This is a genomic window from Deinococcus roseus (genome assembly GCF_014646895.1).
Lineage (GTDB): Bacteria > Deinococcota > Deinococci > Deinococcales > Deinococcaceae > Deinococcus_C > Deinococcus_C roseus.
The window spans coordinates 1-24,787 of the sequence record NZ_BMOD01000002.1; the positions used below are offsets into that span (position 1 = coordinate 1).

A 24,787-nucleotide genomic window follows, 5' to 3' on the forward strand; every position below is an offset into this window, starting at 1 on the left:
TCAAGCCCATCGCCATGGAAGAAGGTCTGCGTTTCGCCATCCGCGAAGGTGGCCGGACCGTTGGTGCAGGCGTGGTTTCCAAAGTCCTCGAGTAATCCAAACCCTTAAAGTTTGAACCTCCCTTCGGGGAGGTTTTTTGATGTCTCAGCCATTACATTTACGACAGCAGTAACACCTTTCTCCAGCGCTTGCATTCTCTGTCCATCCATGAAATAATCGGGACTGTTGTCTGCAATGCAGACCCGACACCAGACGGCTTGCACAAGCAGGTGCAGGACTGGGAGTTTGCCCAAGGGCAAACGAAAGGAGAAAGTCACCATGGCCAAAGAAGGTCCACGCATCAAGATCAAACTGGAGTCCACTGCTGGCACCGGGTTCTACTACACCTCTACCAAGAACCGCCGCAACACCCAGGCCAAACTTGAGCTGAAAAAATACGACCCCGTTGCCAAGAAGCACGTTGCCTTCAAAGAGAAGAAGATCTGATCATGCAAGGGATCGTTCGGTACTTCCAGGAAGCTCGTGACGAGCTGAAAAAAGTGAACTGGCCCACCAGAGTCCAGGTGCTTGAGGGTACCCAAACGGTCTTCATCTTCGTGATTTTCATGACCCTTCTCATCTGGGGCATGGACCGTCTCTTCCACCTCGGCATGGGAGCGTTGCTGAAATGAGCATCGAATGGTACGCCGTTCACACCTACGTGGGTCAGGAAGACCGCGTCGAAGACAACCTGCAAAAGCGTGCCAAAGCTTATGGCATGTGGGGGCAGATGATCTTTCAGGTGCTCCAGCCCACCGAAGAAGCCGTCGAGATCAAAGAAGGCGGCAAGAAAGAAACCGTAAAACGCAAACTCTTCCCCGGATACATCTTCGTTCAGATGGATGTGGATGATCCGTACAACCCCGGCGAGCTGGGCGAGTCCTGGGAAGTGGTGCGCGGCACCCCTGGTGTCACGGGCTTCGTGGGCACAGCCACCAAACCCGTTCCCCTCTCCCCTGAGGAAGTGGATCGCCTGCTGCAAAGCGTGGGCGTGGCGGAAAAACAGAAGGTGGAGAAAGCCAAACCCAAAGTGGCTTTCAAAGATGGCGACATGGTCCGTGTCACCGCTGGGCCTTTCAGTGATTTCACTGGAGTGGTTGCAGAAGTGAACCTGGAGCGCGCCAAAGTCAAAGTGCTGGTCTCGATCTTCGGGCGTGAAACCCCCGTCGAGCTGGATTTCGCACAGGTACAGAAGTCTTAAATCTTAGCGTTTCACCCACAGGACTGTGACACCACACTGCGCAGAACCTGAGGGGAGCTAAGGAGGAACAGAATGAAAAAAATCACCGGATTTGTGAAGCTTCAGCTTCCTGCTGGTAAGGCAACCCCTGCCCCACCAGTAGGTCCCGCCCTCGGTCAACACGGCGCCAACATCATGGGCTTCTGCAAAGAGTTCAATGCTGCCACCGCCGATAAGGGCGATGCCATCATCCCCGTGGAAATCACCATTTTCGCGGACCGCAGCTTCACCTTCATCACCAAAACCCCTCCCATGAGCTACCTGATCCGCAAGGCTTCCGGCATCGCCAAGGGAAGCGCCACCCCCAACAAAGCCAAAGTCGGCAAGCTCAGCTACGAACAGGTGCTGAAGATTGCTGAAACCAAAATGCCCGACCTGAACGCTGGCAGCTTAGAGGCCGCCGCCAAAATCGTCATGGGCACCGCCCGCAGCATGGGCGTGACCATCGAGGGGGCCCCCAATGCCTAAGCACGGTAAACGCTACAAGGCCCTGGTCTCCAAAGTGGACCGCAACAAGCAGTACACCATCGAAGAAGCCACCGCACTGGTGAAAGAAATCGCCAGCGCCAAGTTCAACGAGACCGTGGAAGTGCACCTGCGTCTGGGCATCGACCCCCGCAAGTCCGACCAGAACGTCCGTGGCACTGTGGCCCTGCCCCACGGCACCGGTCGCTCTGTGCGCGTGGCCGTGATCACCAAAGGTGACAAACTCCAGGAAGCTGAAGCTGCCGGAGCCGACATTTTCGGTGCAGAAGAACTGATCGACCGCATCTCTGGCGGCTTCCTGGACTTCGATGCTCTGGTTGCCACCCCTGATGTGATGGCTGAAGTTGGTAAAAAACTGGCCCGTCTGCTCGGTCCCCGTGGCCTGCTGCCCAACCCCAAGAGCGGCACCGTGGGTCTGGACGTGGCTGGCATGGTCAAAAGCCTGAAAGCCGGTCGCATCGAGTTCCGCAACGACAAAACCGGTGTGGTGCACGCACCCATCGGCAAGGCTGACTTCTCCCCCGAGAAGCTGGTCGAGAACGCCCGTGCCCTGTTCACTGCCCTGGAAGGCGCCAAACCCGCCGCTGCCAAAGGCATCTACGTCAAGAGCGTGTTCCTGACCACCACCATGGGTCCTTCCATCGCTCTGGCTTACAGCGCACAGTAAGATCCCCCTGCCTGAGCGCAAGCGTCAGGCGGTCCCCTTAACAAAGGGATGGTTCCCCAAAGGGAATGCAACAACGCCTCTCTACAGGCACCCCGGTGCATTTGCACTTCACAATCTGGCAACGAAGACAGCAGGGACCTGCCAAGGTTTAAAGATCCTGCCGAGTGACAAGAACGGTTTCCGTGTGTGGGTCACTCTGCACACGGACTGTTTTAAAGGTGCAAAGCACCCCTGTCCCCGAGTAGCAAAGGAGACAACAGTGGCGAATCCCCGTAACATCACCAGCCTCGCCGCGCTCCGCGAGTCCTTAAGTGGCGTAGAGACCCTCTACGTCGTCGACTACCAGGGCCTGAGCGCCGGTCAGATCAGCAAACTCCGCAGGGAACTGCGCGAAAAGGGCTGCCAGATGATCGTCGCCAAGAACACCCTGGTGCGTCTGGCCCTTAAGGACGGCGGACATGACTTCGCCGACATCCTGCACGGCCCCAGCGCTGTGGTTCTTGCCGACAAGGACCCCGCCGGAGCCGCCAAGGTGCTCGCCGATGCCGCGAAAGGCAACGACAAAGGCATTCCTGCCGCCAAGGCCGGTCTGCTCAACGGTGTCAAAATTGACGCCAAAACCGTCACCAAAATTGCTTCCCTGGGCACCCTGCAGGACCAGCGCGCACTGCTCGTTGGCACCCTTGCCGGACACATGTCCAACTTTGTGGGCATCCTCGAAGCCTACAAAGAGAAGCTCGAACAGTCTGCTTAATTCAGAACTGTTCAGACCTCGGTTTAAGAACTCTCTCTGTCGTGTAACGACATTTCCCTGGAGGAACCACCATGGCTCTTAACAAAGACCAAGTCATTGAATTGCTGGAACAGGCCACCATTCTCGAACTCGCCGATCTGATCGACACCCTCAAAGAGAAGTGGGGCGTCACCGCTGCTGTTGCCCAGAGCGGTCCTGTTGCTGTTGAAGTGAAAGAAGAGCAGACCGAATTCGACGTTGTCCTGATTGACGCTGGCGCCAACAAAATCAACGTCATCAAGGAAGTGCGTGCCATCACCGGTCTGGGCCTCAAAGAAGCCAAAGACCTCACCGAAAAAGGTGGCGCCATCAAGGAAGCCGTCAACAAAGAGGAAGCCGAGAAAGTCAAAGCTTCCCTCGAAGCTGCTGGCGCCAAAGTCGAAATCAAATAATCTTCCGGTCGCTTGCGCGACCAGAAGACCCTCAGCATGCAGCATGGCTGCCTGAGGAACTTCAAAAAAGTACCGGAGTGCAAACACCCCCGAGGATTCTCGGGGGTGTTCCGTTTTTGGGTCTTGAAGCCACCAGCTTGCCTAAACTTCAGCCAGGTGCTGTAATGACAGATGTGAAAAAACTTTTGATTGGCGTGATGTTTGCTCTGGGATCTACAGCTTTTTCAATCTCTGCACAGGATGTTCAGGAGCGCATCGCATATCAGCACACCTTTGGCATCCTTCTTCTGGCAAACACAGGATTTTCTGCATGTCCAACCACCACCAAAAGTTGGCGTTGCTTTGTGACTCCTCTGGCCGTGGATGAATGGAAAACCCTGGCTGAGAAATACATCGGAAATCCACTTTATGATGTCTTGCAATTCAAACTGCAATCCATGCAATCCAATCCAGATGGAGGGTGGCGGATCAAAGCCAGTCACAGCTCGGGTCTGGGTTACCAAATGACACTTTTGCCTTTCAAAAACAACCCCGAAAAATTTCAATCTCTGGTTTCTTTTGATTTGACTTTCGATCCAAAGATCCCTGTCCCTGCACTGAAAACGGTGGTGGTCAAGCCTGATCTCAAGAAAACCAGTGTTCTGAAGAACATCAGCAGCAAAAAACTGCCTTTCACCCCAGAACAGCCCATTGAAAAGCTTGAGGGGAATTATTACCTTAACGATGGTTATGCCCTTCACAGGTTCAATCGGCTGGATGGCAAACCTGGAACAAGCCTTGACCTCACAGAAGCACCCACTGGCAATTTTGTTCGTTCTCAGAAATATGGCTTGATTGCTTTACAACAATCGGGCGCCATGAGCCAGACGCTGGTGCGCCTGACGCCAGACCTCAAGGTGACAAGCACCGCATCCCATCAAGCCCCTTCGCTGACTGGATTGCTGTTGAGTGCAGACGGTGAGCATCTGCTTGGTCACAACAACCACAGGCTGTTCTCCACGGGATACGTGTTCAGCGCTGGCACACTGGAGCTTGAAAAAATCCTGATCCAGACCAAACCCCTGGACCGTGTGATGTGGTCTGCTCAGGGCATCCTCTCCTCCATGGTCGATGTCCATTTCCCCACCCCACAAAACACAGAACGAAAACTGAAAGACATGCTGCTGAACATTGATTTCAAAACCGGCAAGGTGCTCTTTGCTCAGGAACATTCGGGTGAACTGGAACTGGTGCCTTCTCTGGACAGCACGCTCACCGCAGTGGTGAACAAAGACTCCCTGGATGTGCTGGACACCAGAAGCCTGAGCCGCATCAGCCTGCCCATCAAAAATGTTTCAACCGCAGCTTTTTCGCAGGACAGCCGAATCCTGGCTTTTGCAAATGGCTCAACAGGGAAAATTTACTTCTTTGATGTAAAAAACCGCAAATTGCTTCCTGGAGCCTATCCTCTGCAATCCAAGGTTTACCACCTGTCCTGGACCCCGGATGGAAACCTGGTGGTCAATGGTTCACTGGTTGAAGGCAAACCCAATTTGCTGACGCAAATCTACAGGTAATGTGGATGGTTGCATCTCCAGCCTGATCCAGCCTCTTCTTGCAGGCGGAGGCTGTGGTTTTGCTTGCTCTACAGGTTTCACCAGACCCATAGAGAAACAGTAAACAGCAAAAACCCCTGAGTCATCAGGGGTATGTCAATGGATTGAGTTTTGATGTTTGGCATTTCTACAGCAATACAATTCACACAAATTGACATTAAGAAAAATCACCAGAGAATTCACAGTCAGGGGTCAGAAATTTGGGAAAGAGGGCCTGCTTTAAACGGTGTTGTTGTTGATTTGTTTTTGAAAACCAGCGCATGAAGTGAAAATCAGCTCAAGGGTGGCCTTTTTCAGGCATTACTGCAGCACAGGTTCAGGTTTGAGCTGCACCATGTTGATGGAACTTCCGGTGATGTCTCTGAATTCCAGATCGCGGCCCCAGGGCAAATCGCGTACTTCGGGGGTGTCCAGCTTCACTCCAGCCTCTTTCAGGCGCAGCAGAGCGGCATCAATGTCTTTGGTGATGAACACCAGTTGGGGCTGGCGGTCAATGATGGATTCTGCCTCTGCAGCTTTATCGGGGTCTCTGAACCAGACTCTGGGTTCAAACAGCACGATCTCCACTCCGGGCTGATCAGGGGCGGTGACAGTGAGCCAGCGCAAACCGGGACCAGCTTCGCCATCGAATTGTTTGTTGAATCCGAGCACTTCGGTGTAGAACTTCAGTGCTTCTTCTGCATCCTGTACATAACGGGTGATGTGACTGACAGCTGAAATCACTTTTTCCTCCTGATGGGATGATGATGTTTCTCAGGTAAGGTAAAGCAGGTTGCACAGGAAAGCTCCCGATTGCTTCTGTCTTTCAAGAACCAATTCAGGCTTTTCTGCAAAACCACTCGCTTACATTTCAATTATAACATAATACGAGACCCAGGTAAAGCTGGCTTTGTTCGCAAACCAAAATGAAAAAAGCCCCGCTGGGGGCTTCAAAAGAACCTCTCAGGCAGTGCGTTTTCTGAACTCTGCCTCATCGATCTGGCGAATGTCCTCTCCCCTGCCAAAAAGAATGGCAGGATACAGGGTGCAGTCCGGGTAGAAGCTGCGGGTCTGGGCGTTGAAAACCATCACCTTCAGGCCGCCCGAGGCGGTGGGTTCCAGTTTGACAGGGGTGTGTCCGTACAGGTAGTAGCGCATCAGAGGTGTTCTTCCCTGCTCAGGATGTCACTCCAGAGCCATGCATACAGGTTATCACTTGCGCGGGCCAATTCCTCCAGAATGCGCTGCTGTACCGGAGAGAGTTCTTTGCTGCGAAACTCTGCGGTGATCTCACGGGTGATTTCATAAATGCGGTGCTCGTACTGGTCCAGGGCGTCCAGTTGCTCATGCACGATCTTCACCTCACCGATGTGGCGGGTTTCGGGTTCCACCACCACCAGAAATTGCAAATCCCGATACCCCGACTGGTGGGGCCTGATCACCCGGTCTGAGAAATACACCACCTCGATGTAGCGGGGCAACATCTCTGCCACCTCGTACATGCTCTGAATGCTCTTGCAGGTCAATTTGCTGCCCAGAATGTCGTTGGGCACCCGCCTGCTGTCTGGCGGATGGGACTTCATTTTTTCCAGAATGCGACTGGGACTCTTGATGCCCTGGGGCCGCATGGAGGTGCGCACCTTCAGGGTCTCGCTGATGTCCTCGATTTTGTGTCTGAAGGTGGAAGAGAGGTCCCGTGCCGTGTAATACGCCTCGATCAAATCTTGCGGAGATTGCCTGGGGGCAGGGCCTCTGCCGTAATTCCAGTACAGATCCCAGCTGGTTTCAAAGTAATGGTGCAATCCTGCTGCATCCGCCAGGCTCTGGTACTCTGCCTTCTTCATTGCATCACAGTTTAACGTGCCAGAGGAAATACTGCAGAGGGGGTGTCCAGCTTATGACCCTTGCCAGCAAGAAGGGCAGCATCCTTGAGAATGCTGCCCCAGTTTCGGACTTTTCAGTTTTTCATGGTCTCAGAACTCGTCTGCAGTGGGACCGTAAGAGCTGGGGACGGGCACATCCAGCAGCCTCAGGTACACCCCGAGTTGTGCCCGGTGGTGCACCAGGTGGCTGAGGATGCCATTCCTGAGGATTTCCCCTCTGGGTCCCTGCACATAGATCTGGTCGCCGGATTTCATGGTCCAGATGGTCTGCAGGGCTTCATCTGAAAGCTGGCTCAGGGCAGCTTTGAATTCCTGAGCTTTGCGGTCAAAGTGTTCCAGCAGGGCTTCACGGGTGGTGAGGGGTTTTGAGGGCTCGCCTTCTTCCGCAAAATCCAGCACATCCTGCTGGATGGTCTGCAAACCCCAGTCGGGAAAACCTGCCACGTGGTTGGCCAGTGCCTGCAAAGTGAAGCTTTTGGGGTGGGGTTTGAAGTCTGCCTGCTCCATGGGCACCCGTTCCAGCAACTTGCGGGTGACGGCAAATTCCTGATCCAGATCGGGGAACAGCAGTTGATTGAGGGGCTTGTTGCGAAGATCTGCGGCTTTGTTGGTGGCAATGGTCATGGTCAACCTCCTTGATTGAAAGCAGGGCTTCTGTGTTGAAGGGTCTAAATTGTTGTTGAGCTCAAATCACCAGCTGTATGCACCTGCAGGTGGGGGCCAGAGTTTGAGGGCCTGCCGCACAGCAATCACCTGTCCAAGGTGGTGGGCCGTGTGCACAGCAATGCCTGCCAGGGTCGCGCCCACCGAATTCTTCTCCCAGCCGTAATAGAAGCTGGTAAACAGGGGACGGTCCAGGTCCTGCTGGGAAAAAGTCTGGGAGGCTTCCAGGTTTTGCAGGAAGGCTGCTTTGAGGGTTTCCCAACCCTCTGCTTCAACAGCAGGCCAGCCCACAGCAGCATGGGGGGTGGGCACAGGTTCGCCGCCACGGGCCACATTCAGCACCCACTCCAGCCAGAAGTGGGCATGGGCCACCACTTCGGCCACCGAATGCGGCAGGCTTTCCGGTCTGGTGGTGGCCTGCTCGGGGGTGAGGCCATCCAGCAGGGCAGCAGCACCCATGTAAGAGGTGGGATGAAACAGAAGTTTTAAAGTGTCTTTGCTGGGAGATGCGGTGTAATCCAATTGTTGTGTCATGTTTTTCCTCTCTGGATTCACTGTACCTCTGCAGTGTGACACCAGGGTGTCAACTTTTGGTACCGTTCATAAATCTTCAGAGCTTTTTGGGAAATAACATCACGGAGGTGGGGCGGTGAAAGGATCTCGATGCCCTCCCCCAGTTGCAACAGCAGCCCGTAAAGCCACTCGTCTTCGGGGGCATGAATCTCAAAAATGCTGCCCTGGGGCGTGCGTTCTTTCAGGGCGTCTGTGCCAAACCACTCGGTGATGCGGGGCAACCCCTCTGCTTCTGCCAGAAAACGCACCTTGATGGGTGGACTGCGCCGGAACCAGTGCTCCTTGATGTTCAGCATCTCCTGCGGCACTTCTCTGGGAGCAAATGTTTCTGCGTCCATCTGCAAATTTCCAATGCGACTGAACCGGAACTGCCTGAAATCCCCCCTGCTGTGGCAATACCCCAGAAGGTACCAGTACCCGGTTTTCAGGATCAGAGAGTAAGGCTCCACCCTGCGCAGTTCTGGCTGGTCGCTGGTGGGCTTGTGGTAGGCAAATTGCACGTGCTGGCAATTGCGAATGGCCTGCAGCAACACCTGATGCTTTTGCACATCTGCCTTGTCTGACCCCCAGGCGGTATGGTCAATCACGATTTCCTGCCAGCCTGCAGGCATGCCATCCGTGTGGTTTTTCTTCAAAAGCAGTTGCAGCTTTTCATAGATCTGGGCCTGTTCGATGCCCATGGGAAGTTGCACCAGACTGTTCAGCAGGCGCATCAGGTTGAGCACTTCTTTCTGGCTGAGGATGCTGCGGTCCAGGGCATACCCCTCCATCACCCCGATGCCTCCACTTTTTCCGGGAAACAGCACCACTGGAATTCCTGCTTCCTCCAGCACGGCAATGTCCCGATAAATGGTGCGTTTGGACACCCCAAAACGCCCCGAGAGCTCTGCAGCGGTGGTTCTTTCGGTTCCCATCAATAAAGTGAGCATGCCCAGCAGTCGGGTCAATCGGTCCATCTCTGCATTATGACGCTCTGGCCGCTGAGAACCCTACCGTCCCTTTTTCACGCTTCTTTGACACCCTGTAAGGGATACTACAAACCAGAAGGTTTGAGAAGGAGAAACCCATGACAAGATTTTTGGTTGCCACCATGCCCATTCCAGGACACATTGCCCCTTTTGCACCTGTGGTGCGGGCGCTGATTGCCCGTGGACACCAGGTGGCCTGGTACGGTTCCCGTTTTCATCAGGACAAGATTGAAGCCACCGGGGCCACCTTTTATCCCATTCAGAACGCCCTGGACTTCGGAGATTCCGACTACAATAAACACTTCCCTGAGCGCACCCGTTACAGCGGCCTCAAACAGGTGGTGTTTGATTTCAAGCACCTGTTTGTGGGGTCTGCAGAAGGTCAGGTCAAAGACCTGCGCCACGTCATCTCGGATTTCAAGGCAGAGGTGCTGCTCAGCGATCCGGCTGTGGTGGCAGGCCTGGTGCTGGGAAACGAGGGCTTTCCCCACGCCATGCTGGACATCAGCGTGCTGAGCTTTGAAAGCAAAGATCTGGCCGCCTTCGGACTGGGGCTCTTGCCGGATTCCAGTTTCTTTGGGCGCATCCGCAACAAAATCACGTACTGGATGGTGGACCATGTGGTGTTTCGGGAAGTCAACCAGGCGTATCGGAATATCGCCCAGAAGAACGGCTGGCAGTATGCCCCTTTCCGGCCCACACCTTCCCGTTACCTCACATTGCAGCCCACCACCCCTGAGTTTGAGTATCCGGTTTCGGATCTGCCTGACACCGTGCACTTCATTGGTCCCCTGCTGCCAGACCGTCCCCGTGCTTTCACGCCCCCAATCTGGTGGAACGAGGTGGTGAACAAAACCCGCCCGGTGGTTCTGGTCACCCAGGGCACCATTGCCACCCATGCAGATGAGCTGATTCAGCCCACCCTGGAAGGCCTGGCCAGCGAGGATGTGCTGGTGATTGCCACCACTGGAGGACCCTCCCTGTCCTTTCCGGTGCCACAGAATGCCCGTGTGGAAGCTTTTGTGCCTTTCACAGAACTGATGCCCCATGTGGATGTGTTTGTGACCAACGGAGGGTATGGCGGCATCACCATCGCCCTGGCAAATGGGGTGCCTGTGGTTTCTGCAGGCACCACCGAGGACAAGATGGAGGTGTCCAACCGGGTGCAATTTTCGGGGGTGGGCCTCAATTTGAAAACCAACCGCCCCAGACCCGAGCAGGTGCGTCAGGCCATTCAGCAGGTGCTGCAAGGTTCTTATGGGCAGCAGGCGAAAAAGATCCAGAAGGCTTTTGCTGCAACCCGCAGTGCAGAAACGGCTGTGGAATTGCTGGAGGAACTGGCCCGTACAGGCAAACCTGTGCTGAATTCCAGGGCTGCAGGCACACTTTCCAGAAAAACTGCAATCCAGTAAATCCCATCACCCTTGCTGCTTCATGAACCCTGCTTCGGCAGGGTTTCTGTATTGAAAATGACATTTTCCATGATCTAAATTTTTCAAATTTAATGCCCACTTTAATAAAAATAAAGCAGCTTAATTTTATCATCGAATCTGATTGCATTTTAAAGATTGACTAAACCTGCATTTAATGTTTATGCTTTTTACACACCCAGGCTTTGCTATCATCAGGCTTGTTCTGATTGAACAGCCAGTGTTTTGAAGGGTTGTGTGACCTGTGCTGGCTTGAATGGGGGGATCCATGCGTCAACCTCTTCGGCATGTTCTGTGGTCCGTTCTTCTCCTGGGGTGCCTGCCTGCAGCACAAGCTGCCAGCACCCAGCCCGCCACCACCTACACCGTCAAACGGGGAGACACCTTATGGAGCATTTCCCAGAAGCACAAACTCACCGTTGAACGCCTCAAAACCCTCAACCACCTGAAAAACAACACCATCTATTCGGGACAGAAACTGAAGCTGTCCCAGGTCAAAATCACCGTTCCCAAAAACCCACCTCTGCCCTTTGCTGTTGCCATGTCCAGCAAAAAAGTCCTGCAGGTGCCTGTTTACGCTGTACACGTCAATCTGGCCCATCCTGGGGTTCACATCAGCCCCCTTTTGCCTGCTGTTGGCCTGGGACATGGTGGAGCCAAACTGCCTTACCTGGCCCAGAGGCGGGATCTGGTGGCCGCCATCAATGGTGGCTATTTCCATCCGCAGTCTTACATTCCGGCTGGAGACCTGGTGTTTCAGGGCAGGCAACTGGCCTCTGGAAGAATCCAGACTGCCCTTTCAGTGACGCCAGACAACAAGGCCCGCATCCATGACCGTCTGAATTCCTGGAAAGGCTACGAGACCGTGATCGCCACAGGTCCCCACGTGGTCCAGAATGGCCGTCTGGTGATTCAGCCACGCAGTGAAGGCTACAGGGATCCTGCAGTGTGGGGAAGGGCCAGACGCAGCGCTGTGGGCCTGGTCAACAACGAGTACTTGATCTTCATGACCAGCCCACAGCACCTCACCCTGGCCGAAGTGGGCAAGATCATGATGAAAATGAAAGCAAAAGAGGTGATCCTGCTGGATGGAGGTTCCAGTGCAGGCATGGTCTGGGAGAAAAAACTGGTGGTGCCTCCTGCCCGTTCTCTGGCCTTTGGCATTGGGGTTTTTCTGCGCAAGAAGGTCTGATCAGCGGTAATTTCTCAGGCGGCCCTGCAGCTGCAGCACTTTTGGCTGAATGCGGATCTGGCATTCTGTGCGGTCTTCCAGCATCTCACCATCCAGATGGCAGGCTTGCGGAGCTTCCCAGCGCACGGTGACCTCTGTGGCCCGCGCAATCATCACGTAAGGCAAAGCGGTGTGCTGTCCCATCACCACCAGCGGCAGCACACTGGCCAGCATGCCTTTGCCAATCTCCTTGCCAATCACGATGTCCAGCAAACCATCAGAGGGATGGGCCTGGGGTGCCACCTTGAAGCCTCCCCCATAGCGGGTGGAGTTCATCACCGAGACCAGGAAAGAAGGACCCGCATAAATTTCACGGCCATCTGCAATGACCTGAACCTGCAGATTGTCCAGGGTCTTGAGGGCTTTTGAAACGCCCCAGACGTACCGGGGCATGCCGGTCATGTAAGAGGGCGCGTCATAGCTGTATTTGCCTGCCAGAGCATCAAAGCCCATCCCCAGGCCATTCACAAACAGGCCTTCTGATCCAAGAACCCCCAGATCCACCGGAGTGACCGGCTCTGAAAGCCTGCGCAGGGCATCTTCGGGTCGGGTGCTCCAGCCCAGACAGCTGGCAAAATCATTGGCGCTGCCATAAGGCACAATGCCCATGCGAAAACCCTGCTGCACAGCCACTTTTGCCACCGACTGCACCGTGCCATCTCCTCCAACGGCCACCAGGGTGTCTGTGACAGGATCCCAGTTCTGGGCCACTTGCATCACCTCTGTGGGCTCGCGGGTCACATGCTGGGTGAAGGCAAAACCCTGCTGTTTGAGGGCAGCCAGCAGACGCGGCAATTTGTCTTCCAGATGGCCTCTGGAGGCATGGGGATTGATGATCAGACGGAGCATACGCTTCAAAATAGCACACAGGACAGGCGATCAGCGGTCAGCGGTCAGCGGTCAGCAAAGAACATTTCAGAACTGCTGTCGCTCTCAGAAAAACCCCTGTGGGAAGCTGCGTGGGCAACTGGGCGAAGTGAAGTGTTGCTTTTAAAAGTTCGCTGTGAATTGCAGACCCTCTTCATCACAATTCCCCTACAGTCTTCTGACCCGTTCTTTCAACATGCATCAATCCAGGCGTTTTTTGACCCCAGGCGGCTTGCCCAGGGTGCCCAGAAACTGCTGGAATTCTTTTGCTGGGACCGGGCGGCTGATCAGGTAACCCTGGATTTCATGGCAGCCCAGGTTTTTCAGCAGTTGCAGTTGCTGCTCGTCTTCCACCCCTTCAGCCACCACATGCAGGTGCATGTTGCGGGCGAGGTCAATCATGGCCTTCACCAGAATCTGATCATCGGGGTCATGGGTGAGGTCTCGCACAAAAGACCTGTCAATTTTGATTTTGCGGATGGGGAAGCGTTTCAGGTAAGCCAGGCTGGAATACCCTGTGCCAAAGTCGTCGATGGCACTCATCACCCCCAGACGGCTGAGGTCATGCAGGATCTGGGTGGTTTTCTCCACGTCCTGCATCACCAGGCTCTCGGTGAGTTCCACCTGCAGGTACTGGGCAGGCAGGTCAAAGCGCTCCAGGGCCTCCTGAATGGTTTCCATCACATCGTTCTGGCGGAATTGCAGGGCAGAGAAATTGACCCCCACGGGCACCATCGGCAGGCCGTTTTCGCGCCACTCGTGGTTCTGGCGACACACCTCGTTGAGGATCCAGCGGCCCAGCGGCAAAATCAGGCCTGTGGACTCCGCAATGGGAATGAAGCGGATGGGCGGAATCATGCCTCTTTCAGGGTGCAGCCAGCGGATCAAAGCCTCTGCAGCAATGCACTCTCCGGTCTGGGCATTGATGATGGGCTGGTAAAAGACAATGAATTCTCCCTGCTCGATGGCTTGCCTGAGGTCGGTTTCCACCTGCAAACGCTCGGAGGCTGCTTTGCTCATCTCTGGCGTGAAAATCTGGTGGGTGTTGCGCCCGGCAGCTTTGGCCTGATGCATGGCGGTGTCGGCATTGCGCATCAGGGTGTCCAGATCGGTGCCGTCTTGCGGATAAAACCCCACCCCAATGCTGGGGGTGGCAAGAAGCTGTTTTCCCTCAATGGAAAAAGGCTGCTGGGCCAGTTCAAGAATGTCCTGCACACAATCCTGCACCTTGGGAGCGGTGGTGTGGGGCAAAAGCAACACAAATTCATCGCCGCTGAGGTGAACCAGCAGGTCCCGGGGGGCCAGCACCTGCTTGAGGCGTTGCCCAAAGTAATGCAGCACCCGGTCTCCCACCATCGGACCCAGCGAGTCATTGATGGTCTTGAAGTTGTCGAGGTCCAGGTACAGGAAGGCCAGGGTGGCTCCGGCTTCATGCATCTCCTGCAAGAGCCTGGGGGCATTTTCCTCCAGATATGCCCGGTTGGGGAGCAAGGTCAGGCGGTCATAGTAGGCCAGGGTGCGCACCCGTTCCTCTGCCCGTCGACGCTGGGTCACATCCTGGAAAGCCCACAGCTTTCCCCGGATCTGCTGGTGCAGATAATAAGGCTTGGAAATGTATTCCAGTGCGCGGCCATTTTCCAGGTAAATCAGGTCGCTCTGGATGCGTTCAGGAGAGCGTAAAGATTCCTGCAAAACCTTGCGAAATTCCTCAAAATCACTGATCTGCTTGAGGATGGGTGGGTACCTGAGGGCAAGGTTGTTGTAATTCTGCAGTTCATTGCGGGAGATGCCCCAAAGGGTCAGGAACTGGGTGTTGCAGGTCACCATGCGTCCACTGTTGTCCACCACCAGCATGGCATCGCTGGTGGCGTCAAAAATGGCTTCCAGCAGGGCCAGTGACTCTCCCAGTTCCTGGGTGCGTTCCAGCACAATCTGGGTGAGTTTGAGGGGCTGGCGCATGATCAGCCACACCAGCAGACCCACCAATCCCGAAAGGGCCACCACAAAAATGCCCTTCAGAAAAATGCTGGTGTAATCCAGCCACCCGTTCACCGGAGCCACCTGCAAGAGCCACTTGCCGTTGGGCACTTCAATGTTGAGGTCCAGGGCCTGATCTCCAGGCTCTTTTCTGGAAGCAGCAATGGTTTCCCGTTTGAGGGTGTTGGGGTTCTGGAAGGTCAATTTGTAGCTGTAACCCTCAGTAGAGAGGGTGGGCAGGTTGCTGATCTGCAGCAATTGAGGCAAATCCAGCACCACCTGGGCAAAACCCCAGAAGCGCCCGTCTTGCAGGAACACGGGGTAACGCCCGATCAGCCCTTGCCCTCCCTGAATGAGTTCCACAGGACCTGCCAGGGTGAGTTTGCGGGTTTTCAAAGCCTGCTCGGAATACAGGCGGGTTCGCTCATCGGTGAAAAGGTTCAGCCCAAAAGCTGCATCGTTGTTGATGTAGGGATGCACATGACGGATCACCCCTTCAGGAGCGAGTTGCAGGGCACGGATGCCCCTGTAGACCTGCAGCATCTGCTCTGCGAGGGCATGAAACTCCTGCACCTGTCCCTGGTTCTGTCGAACCACAGCAGAGAGGGCATAAACCGCAGACAGGGAATTCTCCAGTTCATGCTGCAGGGTACGGATCTGTTCATCGGCACGCTGCTGGGCAATCCTGCGGCTGACCTCCAGGGTCTGCTTTTCAGAAAGTCCCACAATGACACCCCCCACCACCATCACAAACAGCATGGCCAGGGCGGTGAACCATTGGGCTTTGACTACTCCGCTTGGGTTCATGAATGCTCCTTGAAGTCGGTGCAAAAGAGAACGCTCTTCAAGTCTAAACCGCAAAGGCCGACTTGAAGAGAGAGCAAAATGGCATATTTACAGTATGCGTGGGTCGTGCACAATTTGGAGCCGAATCCCTCAGATTAAGGCAGATCTCTTATCCTTTCTGCGGGAAAACCCCTAAAATCACGACCTGCATGGCCCAGCGCAGGGCTCAAAGTGCAGGAATGCTGCCCCAGTCTGCAGGTTTGCTGGTCAGACCCAGCCTCCAGGCCACCGCCTGGGCAATGCGCACACTGGCCTGTCCATCTCCGTAAGGATTGGGACGGCTGCGCATGTACTTGAGTTCTTCTGGACTGGACAGCAGCCCAGCCAGCACCTGATAGCAGGATTCAGGCTCTGTGCCCGCGAGTTTCAGCACTCCAGCCTCCAGGCCTTCAGGACGCTCGGTGACATTGCGCAAGACCGCCACAGGCACATTCAGGGCAGCACCTTCTTCTTGAAGTCCTCCACTGTCGGTGATCAAGAGTTCACTGGCCTGCATCAGGGCAGCCATGTCTGCATAGTTCAGGGGGTCGGTCAGTTCAAAGTTGGAGAGGCCCTGCAAAACCGGAAAAACAGCTTCACGCACGGCAGGGTTGAGGTGCACGGGATAAACAAAATGAAACTCCGGAAAAGCCAGCGTCAGCTTTTTCAGCACCCCGGCGAGGTCTCCCATCACAGGCAGGTTTTCCCGGCGGTGCATGGTGATGGCAATGAGTTTTTTGCTTTGCCATTCAGCACGCAGGCCCGAACGTGCAGCCACCTGACGCACAGCGTCAACAGCAGTCTGACCGGTCACAATGATGCCTGCAGGATTTTTGCCTTCTTTCAGCAGGTTCTCGCGGCTCAGAGAGGTGGGGGCGAAATCCAGATCGGTCAGCACATCGGTCAGCTTGCGGTTGGCCTCTTCGGGAAAAGGCTCTTTCATGCTGCCGCTGCGCAAACCGGCCTCCACATGGCCCACCGGGATGCCTTCCAGAAAAGCCGCCAGGGCCACACAGAAGGTGGTGGTGGTGTCCCCATGCACCAGCACGTAATCCGCCTGCATTTCTTTCAGTTTCTGGGCAGCAGCAGGAACAATTTTCCCAACCAGACCGGGGAGGGTCTGGCGGTCGGTCATCACGTCCAGATCTGCATCGGGGGTCAGGCCAAACACGGCCAGCGCATCATCGAGTTGCTGGCGGTGCTGTCCTGTCACCAGCATCAGGGGGGTGATTCCGGGCTGTTCATGCAGCGCCTGATAAACCGGGGCCATCTTGGTGGCCTCTGGGCGGGTACCAAATGCGACAACAACACGCATCAGTTGAGGGTCCTTTCTTTGCTCAGCGCACGCACCCGGCGGTAAGCCACCCAGGCCAGCGATCCAGCAATCACCAGCACCGTGACCGCAATCACCAGCGGAGAAATCCCCTGGTAAACCATGCCAATCACATTCAGGGTGAGCGTGATGGCCCAGATGATCACCGAGGTGGTGCGGGCGCTGCCTGTGCGTTGTAGCAGGCGGTGGTGCAGGTGGGTTTTGTCTGGTTTGAGGGGGCTTTTCCCCCTGCGGATCCGACCGATGAACACCTGGGTGGTGTCCAGAATGGGCAAAGCCAGAAACAAAAAGGGCGAAATCAAAGAGGGGTTCTGGCTTTCTGGGAGGGTGCCCAGCAAGGCCACTGCAGCCAGGGTGTACCCGATCAGGTAAGCCCCGGTGTCTCCCATGATGATCTGACTGGGATTGAAGTTGTACCTCAGGTAGCCCAGGATGCCTCCGGCCAGTCCAGCCAGAATGATCACTGCAGCAGCACGGTCTGGAGACTGTGCACTGACGGCAATCAGCACCATGGAGGCAATGAAACCGATGCCTCCAGCCACCCCATCCACCCCGTCCATCAGGTTGACCGCATTGGTGATCCCGATGATCCACACGATGGTGATCATGATGTTCCAGGCATTGATGCTCTCTCCCAGCACCTCTTTGAACCACGGCACCACGCCAAGATCAATGTGCAGGCCGTTGACCACCAGCAGGGACGCTGCAATCAGTTGCACCACCATCCTGAACAGCGGAGGCAACTCGAACTGGTCATCAATGAAGCCCGTAAAAGCCAGCAAGGCCCCACCCAGCAAAATGGCCAGAACCTGCACCTGCAAATGCTCGATCAGGATGGGGCGCAGTGCCCACGCCACCACAATTGAGGCAATGAACCCCCCAAAAATGGCCAGCCCACCTGCATTGGGCAGGGGTTCTTTGTTGAGCCTGCGCTCGTTGGGCATGTCCGCCCAGCCCACCTTGATGGCAAATTCCCGCACTTTGGGCATGAAACGCTGGGTGAGCAGCCAGGCCACCAGAAAAGTGAGCAGCACACTGACCGGACCCTTGCCAAAAGGATCGGCAATTCCCAGTTTATGCAGAAATTCCATCACTTCAGATCACTTGGTCCCGTAAATGCGGTCACCAGCATCACCCAGACCGGGCACAATGTACCCGTGGTCGTTCAGGTGAGAATCAATGGCAGCCACCACAATTTCCACATCCGGGCAGGCTTCTTCCACGGCGCGGATGCCTTCTGGAGCAGCCAGAATGCTCATCAGTTTGATGCTCTGTGCTCCTCTGGCCTGCAGGGTGCGAATGGCATCAATGGCGCTGCCTCCGGTGGCCAGCATGGGGTCCAGCACGAAAATGCGACGCTCAGAGATGTCCTGGGGCAGTTTCACGTAATATTCCACAGGTTTGAGGGTTTCAGGGTCACGGTACAGACCAATGTGACCGACTTTGGCAGCAGGAATCAGTTTGACAATGGCATCGGCCATGATCAGGCCTGCCCGCAAAATGGCAATCAGGGCCAGTTTCTTTCCAGAAAGCATGGGAAATTCAGCAGAAGTGATGGGGGTTTGCACCGTCACATCTTGCAGTTCCAGATCGCGGGTGGCCTCGTAGGCCATCAGGGTGGCAATTTCTGATGCCAGTTCACGGAAGTCCTTGACTCCGGTGTTTTCGTCTCTCAGAAGCGTCAGTTTGTGCTGTACCAGGGGGTGTGTGACCACAGTGACCATATCGAAACCATCATAACAGGAAGGGTTCTGTGAAGTTCTCTACAGGTCAGGGATGGAAAATCTGAATCATGACACCAGTTGCCGAGAGCCGAGAGCCCAGAGCCCAGAACAAAAAACAGGAATTGGGCCTACAGAAGTGCTTTTTGCCTTTGACCTTGCTCTTTGGTCAGCGCAACTGCTTGCCGTAATATTCCTTCTCCCGCCTGGAAAAAGCGTATCTGGCATACCGTTCAATCACCGTTCCAAAAGCCCTCTCCTGCATGAGGGGCACAATTTCTCTGGACCAGCGGTGCATCAGGAGCACCCAGATCACCAGAAAAAAAGCAAGGCCTAGAGAAACCACCCCAAAAGCCACCAGCAGGAATTTCAGGGGAAACACCGAGCCAGCAGACCATTTCAGAAAAATGCCTGCCAGAAAAAGCAGAAACACAGGCTGCAAATAAATCAGCAGGCCAGGGGTCAGTTTCTGCTGGATCAGGCGGGCCACGGCTTCAGGGGTCATGCCTCAGTGTAAAGTGTCTTCCCCGAATGAGAGGTAAGAAAACCTCAAAATCCAGCCCCTCAAAATCCAGCAAGGATGCCCAGCGCATGTTGTGCACGTTCCAGTTTGAAAGGCAACTCTGTGGCCACCGTGTGGGGTGTGTTTCTGGGGATCCAGTGCAGGTCATTCAGGTAGGTGAGGGCCAGGTAGGCCGTGAACCGTTCCCGCTCTGCAGGGGTTTTGACATAAGCCAGGGCGGCCTGCAGGGCTTCCTGTTCGGGCAGGAGATCCAGGGTACCGGCTTTCAGAAGGGCAATGTCCCGCATGGGATCATCGAATCTGGCGCGCACCCAGTCGATCACCAGCACTTCACCATCTGAGGCCACCAGAATGTTGTTGCTCCACAGATCCAGATGGCAGAACACACCGTGGGTTTCCAGCAAACCCTGTTGCAGTGCTTTTTCCAGAATCACAAACAAAAAGTCATTTTCTGCAGTGCGGATGTCCTGAAATTGCTGCAGTTTCAGCACCACCGGGGTCAGGTTCACCTGCTCTGTGCTCTTTTGCTGATGCAGCTGGTCCAGAAAGTGCTTCAGACCAGGCAATGCACTTCTCAGGGTCTGGGCAGTGACAGGAAGGCCAGGGAACCTATGGGTGACCAGCAGTTCTCCGGCCTCTGTGACTTGCACATCATGGATCAGGTGCTGCAAACCTGCGCGTCTGAGGTTTTCGGCTTCCAGAACAGCCTGATTTTTCTCGCGGTACAGTTTCAGAACATACCGTCCGTTGCGGTAGGTCAGGCTGTGCTTACTCTCCTGAATGAATTCCAGGGGTCCATAAGTCTGTGAAAGTTCCGTAAGCACCCCCTTATTTTAAACGAGCCCATCAAAAAATGTAGCAGGTACACTAAACATTCCTGCCAGAGGCGTTCTGGCAGACCCCAGCAAAATAGCAGGAGATGTTCAGGGCAACAGTGATGTGCTGCAGGGTTGTCAGACCAGACGGTCCACCACTGTGACCCCGGTTCCTGAAAAAGAATCCATCTGCATCAGGGCATCGATGGATTCCTGTAGGGTGATGCGCTTCCCAATCAGGCGTTCGGGCTGCAGGACACCCTGGGCAATCATGCGCAGCATTTCAGGGTAGGCGTGGGCCTGCATGCCGTGGCTGCCGTAAATTTCCAGTTCTCTGGCAATCACCTGGTCCATGGGAAGGCCAGGATGCTGGTGTTCGGCCAGCATCAGACCCACCTGCACATGGCGGCCTCTGGTTCTCAGGCAGGCAATGGAATTGAAGCAGGTGGAGGTGTGACCCAGGGCATCCAGAGACACATGCGCACCACCGCCGGTCAAATCCCGAATGGCCTGCACCACATTGCTGTGGTTTTTGCTGTTGAGGGTGACATCTGCCCCCAGAGAGCGGGCAAAGTCCAGCTTCTGATCATCAATGTCAATGGCGACCACCGATGCCCCAAGCGCTCTGGCAATCATGATGGCAGACAGGCCCACCCCTCCACAGCCATGCACCGCCACCCACTCTCCCCCACGCACCCGACCCTGATGCACCACAGCCCGGAAAGAGGTGGCAAACCTGCACCCCAGACTTGCCGCAGTCACAAAGTCCATGCTTTCTGGCAGGCGCACCAGGTTCTGGTCCGCATGATGGATGCCCACGTATTCTGCAAAAGACCCCCAGTGGGTGAACCCTGGCTGGAACTGGTGGTCACAGACCTGCTGGTTCCCGGACTGGCACGGAGCACAGTGTCCACACCCACACACAAAAGGCAGGGTCACCCTGTCTCCCACCTGCCAGTTCTGGATGTTTTTGCCCACTTCCACCACCGTCCCGGCCAGCTCATGACCGGGCACATGGGGCAACACGATGTCTCTGTCATGACCCACCCAGCCATGCCAGTCGCTGCGGCACACCCCGGTGGCCTCCACTTTCAGCACCACCCCATCGGGCAGAACCACAGGGTCAGGCACATCGGTGAACTCGGGGCGGGTGTTGAAGGCATGGAAAAGGACGGCTTTCATAGTGGAATTTTAAGGCAAAGATCCCCCCGCGCATCGCTTCGCTCTGCGGTCCCCCCTTAACAAAATGGGGTCGGTGTAAAACAGGACTGGAGACCATTTCAGGCAAGAAAAAATCCCCCTTCGTCAAGGGGGACAGCGCCAAACGCAGTGCGGCGCAGGGGGATTTGACCCGCAGTGCTCCCAAACGCTCACCCTAACCCCAACGCTGACGGGGAACAGCTTAGAGCAAATGCGAGAAGCAGGAACACCTTAAAACCGTTCCGTCACGGTCTTCAGTTGCAGGAAGTTGGAGAGGTAATCGGGGCCTCCAGCTTTGGAGTCCGTCCCGCTCATGTTGTAGCCCCCGAAAGGCTGCACGCCCACCAGGGCACCGGTGATCTTGCGGTTGAAGTAGAGGTTGCCCACTTCAAATTCGGCACGGGCTTTTTCCAGACGGGCACGCACCCCGGAGAACACCCCACCAGTCAGACCGTATTCGGTGCTGTTGGCAATTTCGAGGGCGTGGTCAAAGTCACGGGCGCGGATCACGGCCACGAAGGGACCGAAGACCTCTTCCTGGGCGATGCGGGCCTGGGCATCCACACCAGAGAAAATGGTGGGCTGGATGAAGTATCCTTTGCTGCCGTCTGCCTCGCCTCCGGTTTCCAGCTTGCCTTCGGTTTTGCCGATCTCGATGTACTTCTGGATTTTCTCGAAGGATTCGTCATTGACCACAGCGGTGACATTGCTGTTTTCTTCTGCATTGCCGACTTTGAGGGCTCTGGTGCGCTCCACAAATTTGTTCAGCACTTCGTCATGGATGGCGTCCACCAGAATCAGGCGGCTCATGGCGCTGCACTTCTGGCCGTTGAACCCAAAAGCGCTTTGCACTGCTGCCGCAGCAGCACTCTCCAGATCGGCGGTTTCGTCCACGATCAGGGCGTCTTTGCCCCCAAGTTCCATGATGGTGCGCTTGATCCACTTCTGGCCTTTGAGCACTTTTGCGGCTTCTGCATGGATGTACAGGCCCACAGAGCGGGACCCCGTGAAGGTGATGAAGCGGGTTCTGGGGTGCTTGACGAGGTAATCTCCGACCTCTTCCCCAACCCCAGGCAGGAATTGCACCACACCGGCAGGCATTCCAGCCTCGATCAGGAGGTCAATGAATTTGGCGGCAATCAGACTGGTGTCCTCGGCAGGTTTCACGATGATGGTGTTTCCCACCACGATGGGGGCAGTCAGCATGCCAGCAAAGATGGCCAGAGGGAAGTTCCAGGGACTGATGGACACTCCCACACCCAGGGGAATCCAGTGCAGCTCGTTTTCCTCTCCGGGGTAAGGGTAGGTTTCTGCAGGATGGGCGTACTTGTCTGCCTGGCGGGCGTAGTACTCCAGGAAGTCGATGGCTTCTGCGGTTTCCACATCGGCCTCGGCATAGTTCTTGCCAGCTTCCAGGGTCATCAGGGCATTGAATTCATGGCGGCGTTCCCGCAGCAGTTTGGCAGCCTTGACCAGAATGCGGGCACGGGCATCCATGCTCCAGTTTTTCCACCAACTGTAAGCTTCCCATGCGCCCTGCAGGGCTTTTTCTGCGTGTTCGGTGGTGGCTTTTGCAGAATATCCGACCACTTCCTGGGTGTCGCAGGGGTTCAGGGAGGTCATTTTTTCTTCGGTGAAGATGCGCTCACCGTTGATGATCAGGGGAACAGTCTTTCCCAGCTCCTGGCGCACTTTGTTCAGGGCGTCCTGGTAGGCTTTGACGTTTTCAGGTTTGGTGAAGTCAACGAAAGATTCGGTTTGAAAGCTTCCAATTTTCAGCATGTGGGGCTCCTTACAGGGAACGGTCTGGGTTGGATCTGCAGGGCAGATTGTATACTGGATATTGTATACAATCTGTGGCCAAAAAACCATTACCCTTTGAGCATGCCCCGCAACACGAACATCACATTGGCAGGACGCTCTGCAATGCGGCGGCTGAAATAGGCATACCAGTCTGAACCATAAGGAATGTAGGCCCGCACAGTGTAACCCTCTCTGGCAAGCTGAATCTGCAACTCCCTGCGGATCCCATAAAGCATCTGGAATTCAAACTGGCTGTTGGGAATTTTGTTCATCTGCACAAAGCGCTTCACATCCTCGATGATGCTTTCATCGTGGGTGGCCACACAGCAGTAATTCCCGGCTTTCAGGTGCTGGTAAACCAGACGGCGGTACTGCAAATCCACATCCCGTTTGGCTGGATAAGCCACCGATTCGGGCTCCAGGTAAGCACCCTTCACAATGCGCAGGTTGGGTTTCAGGTCGTCCAGGCTGGCGCGGTCCTGCTCTGTGCGGTACAGGTAGGCTTGCAGCACGGTGCCCACAGTCTCATGCCCAAATTCGCCAACCAGCGTTCTGAACTGTTGCAGGGTGAGGTCCACCAGCGGGTGGTCTTCCATGTCCAGTGCCACAAAACCCTTCAATTCTCTGGCCCGTTTCAGGATGCGGCGGGCGTTGATCATGCCGAGGTTTTCACCGTTGGCGAGGGTGATCTTCTGGCCCACGCTGGACAGTTTGATGGCAACATAAATGGGAAAGCCCTGGCCCTCTGCAGCGTCCAGCAACCGGATGATTTCGTCGGCAAATTCGTTGGCCTTGGCTTCGGTGTCCACGAATTCACCCAGCAAATCCAGGATGCCGTGCACACCCACTTTTTCCATGTCCTTGACGGCCTCGATGGCGGTCTGGCGTTCTTCTCCGGCCACAAAGCGCTTTGCAACGCTCCAGGCCCGCTGTTTGACAATGTCCTGTACGGTCTTGTTGTTTGCAACACTGAGCACCGTGTTGCGGTACACCTGATTCAAATCCATGCTGCCTCCCTATGAACTTTGAGCGGCTCCCAGACTCCCTTTTGATCAACTCAGTTTTGACCCGCTCAGTTGCGGGTCATCTCGTGCAGTTGTTGCACCACCAGATCCCCGAAGAAACGCACATGGTCGCGGGCCAGCTGGCCTGCTTCTCTGACGTTTCTCTGCAGGATGGCTTCCAGGATGGCCTCGTGCTGCACGGTGGTTTCGGGCATCAGGTTGTAGGTGCCGGTCATGTGTTTGATGATGGCCACCGTGTGCTCCAGGTTGTTCAGGGACTGCAGCAGGGTCTGGTTGTGGCTGGCCAGGGCAATCTTGCGGTGAAACAGCAAATCCAGACGGGTCTGCTCTTTGTAGTCTTCCCGGTCCACTTTCAGGTCGTGCAGGGCATCTTTCAGGTTTCCTGCATCTTCGTCAGTGTAGTTCTGGGCGGCCAGCTCTGCAGCCAGACCATCCAGGGCTTCACGCACCTGGTAGCTCTGGCGGGCTTCCTCGGCAGACAGCACCCGCACCCGCACGCTCTTGTTGGCGTTGGCTTCCAGCATGCCTTCTTGCACCAGACGCTGGATGGCTTCACGGATGGGGGTGCGGGAAACCCCAAAACGCTCGCACAGTTCGATTTCTGCGATGCGGGCACCGGGCTGGATTCCGCCCGATAGAATCTGGTGACGCAGCAACTGGTAGATCTCGTCGCGGATCAGTTGGGGGCGCTCAAAGTTCATATTGTATACAATATACAATTTTTATCGGGTTTTGCACAATCCTTGATCTATGCAAGTA

The 24,787-nt window shown here is 55.4% G+C and carries 28 protein-coding genes; 11 read left to right on the top strand and 17 right to left on the bottom strand.

Annotated features, from left to right (window positions below; all coding sequences use genetic code 11):
* The 9 genes from IEY52_RS02835 to IEY52_RS02875 form a co-directional block, all read left to right on the top strand.
* Positions 1 to 95 (top strand): EF-Tu C-terminal domain-related protein (locus IEY52_RS02835; RefSeq protein ID WP_188999607.1); only part of this gene is annotated, 95 nt, incomplete at its 5' end.
* Between the two features lie 223 nt (positions 96 to 318).
* On the top strand, positions 319 to 486 hold the full coding sequence (gene rpmG, locus IEY52_RS02840) for a 50S ribosomal protein L33 (protein WP_188999610.1): 168 nt from the start codon (positions 319 to 321) through the stop codon (positions 484 to 486).
* A gap of 2 nt (positions 487 to 488) precedes the next feature.
* Positions 489 to 671 carry a preprotein translocase subunit SecE gene (secE, locus tag IEY52_RS02845; RefSeq protein WP_188999613.1) on the top strand — a complete coding sequence of 61 codons (183 nt, stop codon included), beginning with the start codon at positions 489 to 491 and terminating at the stop codon, positions 669 to 671.
* Positions 668 to 1,240 (top strand): transcription termination/antitermination protein NusG, encoded by a 573-nt coding sequence (gene nusG, locus IEY52_RS02850; RefSeq protein WP_188999615.1) that lies wholly within the window; start codon positions 668 to 670, stop codon positions 1,238 to 1,240. The genes secE and nusG overlap by 4 nt, the downstream gene beginning before the upstream one ends.
* Positions 1,241 to 1,312: 72 nt before the next feature.
* On the top strand, positions 1,313 to 1,747 hold the full coding sequence (rplK, locus tag IEY52_RS02855; RefSeq protein WP_188999618.1) for a 50S ribosomal protein L11: 435 nt from the start codon (positions 1,313 to 1,315) through the stop codon (positions 1,745 to 1,747).
* Positions 1,740 to 2,432 (top strand): 50S ribosomal protein L1, encoded by a 693-nt coding sequence (gene rplA / locus IEY52_RS02860; RefSeq protein ID WP_188999621.1) that lies wholly within the window; start codon positions 1,740 to 1,742, stop codon positions 2,430 to 2,432. The genes rplK and rplA overlap by 8 nt, the downstream gene beginning before the upstream one ends.
* Before the next feature lie 259 nt (positions 2,433 to 2,691).
* Positions 2,692 to 3,186: a 50S ribosomal protein L10 gene (gene rplJ, locus IEY52_RS02865; RefSeq protein ID WP_188999624.1), complete on the top strand. Its 495-nt coding sequence runs from the start codon at positions 2,692 to 2,694 to the stop codon at positions 3,184 to 3,186.
* A gap of 71 nt (positions 3,187 to 3,257) precedes the next feature.
* Positions 3,258 to 3,617 (top strand): 50S ribosomal protein L7/L12, encoded by a 360-nt coding sequence (gene rplL / locus IEY52_RS02870; protein WP_188999627.1) that lies wholly within the window; start codon positions 3,258 to 3,260, stop codon positions 3,615 to 3,617.
* A gap of 344 nt (positions 3,618 to 3,961) precedes the next feature.
* Complete coding sequence (locus tag IEY52_RS02875; RefSeq protein WP_188999631.1) at positions 3,962 to 5,173, top strand: WD40 repeat domain-containing protein; 1,212 nt, start codon at positions 3,962 to 3,964, stop codon at positions 5,171 to 5,173.
* Positions 5,174 to 5,512: 339 nt separating this feature from the next.
* Here IEY52_RS02875 and IEY52_RS02880 read toward each other — a convergent pair whose 3' ends face one another.
* The 6 genes from IEY52_RS02880 to IEY52_RS02905 all read right to left on the bottom strand — a co-directional run bounded on the left by IEY52_RS02880 (position 5,513) and on the right by IEY52_RS02905 (position 9,266).
* A complete protein-coding gene (locus IEY52_RS02880) occupies positions 5,513 to 5,935 on the bottom strand; it encodes a VOC family protein (RefSeq protein ID WP_188999634.1) in 423 nt (140 codons plus the stop codon).
* 219 nt (positions 5,936 to 6,154) lie between these two features.
* Positions 6,155 to 6,349 (bottom strand): hypothetical protein, encoded by a 195-nt coding sequence (locus IEY52_RS02885; protein WP_188999637.1) that lies wholly within the window; start codon positions 6,347 to 6,349, stop codon positions 6,155 to 6,157.
* Positions 6,349 to 7,035: a RelA/SpoT-related domain-containing protein gene (locus tag IEY52_RS02890; RefSeq protein WP_188999640.1), complete on the bottom strand. Its 687-nt coding sequence runs from the start codon at positions 7,033 to 7,035 to the stop codon at positions 6,349 to 6,351. Before IEY52_RS02890 ends, IEY52_RS02885 begins: the two co-directional genes overlap by 1 nt.
* A gap of 129 nt (positions 7,036 to 7,164) precedes the next feature.
* Positions 7,165 to 7,698, bottom strand: a complete 534-nt coding sequence (locus IEY52_RS02895) for a DinB family protein (protein WP_188999644.1) — start codon at positions 7,696 to 7,698, stop codon at positions 7,165 to 7,167.
* Between the two features lie 66 nt (positions 7,699 to 7,764).
* Positions 7,765 to 8,271 (bottom strand): DinB family protein, encoded by a 507-nt coding sequence (locus tag IEY52_RS02900; RefSeq protein WP_188999648.1) that lies wholly within the window; start codon positions 8,269 to 8,271, stop codon positions 7,765 to 7,767.
* Positions 8,272 to 8,288: 17 nt separating this feature from the next.
* Complete coding sequence (locus tag IEY52_RS02905) at positions 8,289 to 9,266, bottom strand: helix-turn-helix transcriptional regulator (RefSeq protein WP_188999650.1); 978 nt, start codon at positions 9,264 to 9,266, stop codon at positions 8,289 to 8,291.
* Positions 9,267 to 9,376: 110 nt separating this feature from the next.
* Here IEY52_RS02905 and IEY52_RS02910 point away from each other — a divergent pair, with 110 nt between their 5' ends.
* Positions 9,377 to 10,690, top strand: coding sequence for a glycosyltransferase (locus tag IEY52_RS02910; RefSeq protein ID WP_188999653.1), 1,314 nt, complete (start codon positions 9,377 to 9,379; stop codon positions 10,688 to 10,690).
* Positions 10,691 to 10,976: 286 nt separating this feature from the next.
* Positions 10,977 to 11,900: a phosphodiester glycosidase family protein gene (locus tag IEY52_RS02915; RefSeq protein WP_188999656.1), complete on the top strand. Its 924-nt coding sequence runs from the start codon at positions 10,977 to 10,979 to the stop codon at positions 11,898 to 11,900.
* Here the strand turns inward: IEY52_RS02915 and IEY52_RS02920 are convergent, their stop codons facing one another.
* From IEY52_RS02920 to IEY52_RS02970, 11 genes are all read right to left on the bottom strand, one after another.
* Positions 11,901 to 12,788 (bottom strand): diacylglycerol/lipid kinase family protein, encoded by an 888-nt coding sequence (locus tag IEY52_RS02920; protein ID WP_188999658.1) that lies wholly within the window; start codon positions 12,786 to 12,788, stop codon positions 11,901 to 11,903. It lies immediately after the preceding gene.
* Between the two features lie 219 nt (positions 12,789 to 13,007).
* Positions 13,008 to 15,590, bottom strand: coding sequence for a bifunctional diguanylate cyclase/phosphodiesterase (locus IEY52_RS02925; RefSeq protein ID WP_188999660.1), 2,583 nt, complete (start codon positions 15,588 to 15,590; stop codon positions 13,008 to 13,010).
* A 205-nt stretch (positions 15,591 to 15,795) separates the two neighbouring features.
* On the bottom strand, positions 15,796 to 16,923 hold the full coding sequence (wecB, locus tag IEY52_RS02930; protein WP_188999662.1) for a non-hydrolyzing UDP-N-acetylglucosamine 2-epimerase: 1,128 nt from the start codon (positions 16,921 to 16,923) through the stop codon (positions 15,796 to 15,798).
* Entirely contained in the window at positions 16,923 to 18,032 is a 1,110-nt protein-coding gene (locus IEY52_RS02935; protein WP_188999664.1) for an MraY family glycosyltransferase, read from the bottom strand. Before IEY52_RS02935 ends, wecB begins: the two co-directional genes overlap by 1 nt.
* Positions 18,033 to 18,041: 9 nt before the next feature.
* Positions 18,042 to 18,665 (bottom strand): uracil phosphoribosyltransferase, encoded by a 624-nt coding sequence (gene upp, locus IEY52_RS02940; RefSeq protein ID WP_188999666.1) that lies wholly within the window; start codon positions 18,663 to 18,665, stop codon positions 18,042 to 18,044.
* 166 nt (positions 18,666 to 18,831) lie between these two features.
* Complete coding sequence (locus IEY52_RS02945; protein ID WP_188999668.1) at positions 18,832 to 19,167, bottom strand: hypothetical protein; 336 nt, start codon at positions 19,165 to 19,167, stop codon at positions 18,832 to 18,834.
* Between the two features lie 59 nt (positions 19,168 to 19,226).
* Positions 19,227 to 20,009, bottom strand: coding sequence for a phosphotransferase family protein (locus IEY52_RS02950; protein ID WP_188999671.1), 783 nt, complete (start codon positions 20,007 to 20,009; stop codon positions 19,227 to 19,229).
* A 129-nt stretch (positions 20,010 to 20,138) separates the two neighbouring features.
* Positions 20,139 to 21,182 (bottom strand): zinc-dependent alcohol dehydrogenase family protein, encoded by a 1,044-nt coding sequence (locus IEY52_RS02955; RefSeq protein ID WP_188999674.1) that lies wholly within the window; start codon positions 21,180 to 21,182, stop codon positions 20,139 to 20,141.
* Between the two features lie 249 nt (positions 21,183 to 21,431).
* Entirely contained in the window at positions 21,432 to 22,982 is a 1,551-nt protein-coding gene (gene pruA, locus IEY52_RS02960; protein ID WP_188999676.1) for an L-glutamate gamma-semialdehyde dehydrogenase, read from the bottom strand.
* Between the two features lie 89 nt (positions 22,983 to 23,071).
* Positions 23,072 to 24,010: a proline dehydrogenase family protein gene (locus IEY52_RS02965; RefSeq protein ID WP_188999679.1), complete on the bottom strand. Its 939-nt coding sequence runs from the start codon at positions 24,008 to 24,010 to the stop codon at positions 23,072 to 23,074.
* Between the two features lie 65 nt (positions 24,011 to 24,075).
* Positions 24,076 to 24,729, bottom strand: coding sequence for a GntR family transcriptional regulator (locus IEY52_RS02970; RefSeq protein ID WP_188999682.1), 654 nt, complete (start codon positions 24,727 to 24,729; stop codon positions 24,076 to 24,078).
* Positions 24,730 to 24,787: the final 58 nt, after the last annotated feature.

Coding starts and splice junctions, on each gene's coding strand:
- IEY52_RS02965 (WP_188999679.1), bottom strand. CDS start 24,010: ATGGATTTGAATCAGGTGTACCGCAACACGGTGCTCAGTGTTGCAAAC.
- IEY52_RS02970 (WP_188999682.1), bottom strand. CDS start 24,729: ATGAACTTTGAGCGCCCCCAACTGATCCGCGACGAGATCTACCAGTTG.
- pruA (WP_188999676.1), bottom strand. CDS start 22,982: ATGCTGAAAATTGGAAGCTTTCAAACCGAATCTTTCGTTGACTTCACC.
- rplA (WP_188999621.1), top strand. CDS start 1,740: ATGCCTAAGCACGGTAAACGCTACAAGGCCCTGGTCTCCAAAGTGGAC.
- rplK (WP_188999618.1), top strand. CDS start 1,313: ATGAAAAAAATCACCGGATTTGTGAAGCTTCAGCTTCCTGCTGGTAAG.
- IEY52_RS02890 (WP_188999640.1), bottom strand. CDS start 7,035: ATGAAGAAGGCAGAGTACCAGAGCCTGGCGGATGCAGCAGGATTGCAC.
- IEY52_RS02915 (WP_188999656.1), top strand. CDS start 10,977: ATGCGTCAACCTCTTCGGCATGTTCTGTGGTCCGTTCTTCTCCTGGGG.
- IEY52_RS02925 (WP_188999660.1), bottom strand. CDS start 15,590: ATGAACCCAAGCGGAGTAGTCAAAGCCCAATGGTTCACCGCCCTGGCC.
- upp (WP_188999666.1), bottom strand. CDS start 18,665: ATGGTCACTGTGGTCACACACCCCCTGGTACAGCACAAACTGACGCTT.
- IEY52_RS02920 (WP_188999658.1), bottom strand. CDS start 12,788: ATGCTCCGTCTGATCATCAATCCCCATGCCTCCAGAGGCCATCTGGAA.
- IEY52_RS02895 (WP_188999644.1), bottom strand. CDS start 7,698: ATGACCATTGCCACCAACAAAGCCGCAGATCTTCGCAACAAGCCCCTC.
- IEY52_RS02905 (WP_188999650.1), bottom strand. CDS start 9,266: ATGGACCGATTGACCCGACTGCTGGGCATGCTCACTTTATTGATGGGA.
- IEY52_RS02955 (WP_188999674.1), bottom strand. CDS start 21,182: ATGAAAGCCGTCCTTTTCCATGCCTTCAACACCCGCCCCGAGTTCACC.
- rpmG (WP_188999610.1), top strand. CDS start 319: ATGGCCAAAGAAGGTCCACGCATCAAGATCAAACTGGAGTCCACTGCT.
- IEY52_RS02910 (WP_188999653.1), top strand. CDS start 9,377: ATGACAAGATTTTTGGTTGCCACCATGCCCATTCCAGGACACATTGCC.
- nusG (WP_188999615.1), top strand. CDS start 668: ATGAGCATCGAATGGTACGCCGTTCACACCTACGTGGGTCAGGAAGAC.
- secE (WP_188999613.1), top strand. CDS start 489: ATGCAAGGGATCGTTCGGTACTTCCAGGAAGCTCGTGACGAGCTGAAA.
- wecB (WP_188999662.1), bottom strand. CDS start 16,923: ATGCGTGTTGTTGTCGCATTTGGTACCCGCCCAGAGGCCACCAAGATG.
- IEY52_RS02885 (WP_188999637.1), bottom strand. CDS start 6,349: ATGCGCTACTACCTGTACGGACACACCCCTGTCAAACTGGAACCCACC.
- IEY52_RS02900 (WP_188999648.1), bottom strand. CDS start 8,271: ATGACACAACAATTGGATTACACCGCATCTCCCAGCAAAGACACTTTA.
- rplL (WP_188999627.1), top strand. CDS start 3,258: ATGGCTCTTAACAAAGACCAAGTCATTGAATTGCTGGAACAGGCCACC.
- IEY52_RS02935 (WP_188999664.1), bottom strand. CDS start 18,032: ATGGAATTTCTGCATAAACTGGGAATTGCCGATCCTTTTGGCAAGGGT.
- IEY52_RS02945 (WP_188999668.1), bottom strand. CDS start 19,167: ATGACCCCTGAAGCCGTGGCCCGCCTGATCCAGCAGAAACTGACCCCT.